This window comes from Bacteroidota bacterium, from assembly GCA_030706565.1.
Taxonomy (GTDB): Bacteria; Bacteroidota; Bacteroidia; order Bacteroidales; family JAUZOH01; genus JAUZOH01.
This window is the reverse complement of the sequence record JAUZOH010000561.1, coordinates 1-1916: the sequence shown is the minus strand read 5'-3', so window position 1 is coordinate 1916 and position 1916 is coordinate 1. Positions and strand designations below refer to the sequence as shown.

Annotated in this window: 1 protein-coding gene; it reads left to right on the top strand. The window is 45.2% G+C overall.

What is annotated here, in order from left to right:
* Nucleotides 1-81: 81 nt before the first annotated feature.
* The coding region (locus Q8907_16775; GenBank protein ID MDP4275923.1) for a class I tRNA ligase family protein at nucleotides 82-1916 on the top strand (1835 nt) is incomplete at its 3' end.

The window sequence follows — 1916 nt, the reverse complement described above, 5'->3', positions numbered from 1 at the left end:
AGTTTTTTTCAAAAAGAATACTATTAAATTTTATACTTTTGTCCCTTGCATCATTATAAATTTGATAGATAACAATACATCATGGATTATAATTTCAGGGATATAGAAAAGAAGTGGCAGGCATACTGGAAAGAGCGCAACACATATAAAGTAGAAAGAGATTCTTCAAAACCCAAGTACTATGTGCTGGATATGTTTCCATATCCTTCAGGAGCAGGACTACACGTAGGGCATCCTTTGGGATACATTGCTTCGGATATTTATGCACGATATAAAAGGCTTTGCGGGTATAATGTTTTGCATCCCATGGGCTATGATGCCTATGGTTTGCCGGCTGAACAATATGCCATCCAGACCGGACAGCATCCCGCCATCACCACGGAGAAAAATATCAGCCGTTACCGCGAGCAGCTCGATAAGATTGGATTTTCATTCGATTGGAGCCGTGAGGTCCGCACCTGCGACCCCGCCTATTATAAATGGACCCAGTGGGCATTTGTTCAGATGTTCAAACACTGGTACAACAATGATACGGATAAAGCCGAACCCATTGAAAAATTGATCAAAGAGTTTGAAGCAAAAGGGAACCTGAAAGTCCATGCAACCACCAACGAAACCCGCAAATTTTCGGCAGAAGAATGGAAAGCCATGACCGAAAAAGAGCAGCAGGAGACCTTACTGAACTATCGGATTGCTTACCTGGCCAACACGATTGTAAACTGGTGCCCCAAACTGGGAACAGTCCTGGCCAATGACGAAGTAAAAGAAGGCCTTTCCCTCCGGGGCGGTTATCCCGTGATTCAAAAAGAAATGAGGCAATGGTCCTTGCGTATTTCCGCTTATGCCCAACGTTTGCTTGACGGTCTGGACAAAATAGACTGGACACCTTCCTTAAAGGAAATTCAGCGCAACTGGATCGGCCGTTCCGAAGGTGCCGAAGTAAGGTTCAACCTTAAAGACGGCGGAGATTTTACCATCTTTACCACCCGTCCCGATACTTTATGGGGTGTAACATTTATGGTTCTTGCGCCTGAAAGCGAACTGGTTCACAGCATCACGACAAAGGAATGCCTTCCGGCTGTTGAAAAATATATTGAAGAAACCAAAAAGCGCAACGAGCGCGAGCGTATTGCCGACACCCGCAAAACCGGCGTATTTACCGGGGCTTATGCCATCCATCCTTTCAACGGGAAAGAAATCCCAATCTGGGTGAGCGATTACGTACTTGCCGGTTATGGCACAGGAGCCATTATGGCTGTCCCTGCACACGATCAAAGGGATTATGATTTTGCAAAAACATTTGACTTGCCCATTATTCCGGTTATTGAAGGAGGAGACATCAGTACGGCCTCTTACGATGCCAAGGAGGGAAAGATGATCAACTCAGGTATTCTTAACGGCCTGGAAGTTAAAGAAGCCATTCAACTGATCATCTCTGAAATAGAAAAACGTAAAATAGGTAAAAGGTGCATCAACTACAGGTTAAGGGATGCTATTTTCAGCCGCCAACGTTACTGGGGCGAACCTTTCCCCATTTATTACAAGGATGGGATCCCCTATCCGCTGGATGAATCCAAACTGCCTTTGGAATTGCCCGAAATTGATGCTTACCTGCCGACCGAAAAAGGCGAACCTCCCCTGGGCAGGGCTAAAAACTGGGAAAACGATGAAGGCTTCCCGCTGGAACTCAATACCATGCCCGGATTTGCAGGATCTTCGGCTTATTACCTGAGGTATATGGACCCGAAGAACGACAAGGCTTTGGTTTCAAAAGAAAATGATGAATACTGGCAGGATGTTGATTTGTATATTGGCGGTACCGAGCATGCAACAGGACACCTGATTTACTCACGTTTCTGGAATAAATTCTTGTTCGACCTGGGCATTGTATGCAAAGACGAGCCTTTCAAAAAGTT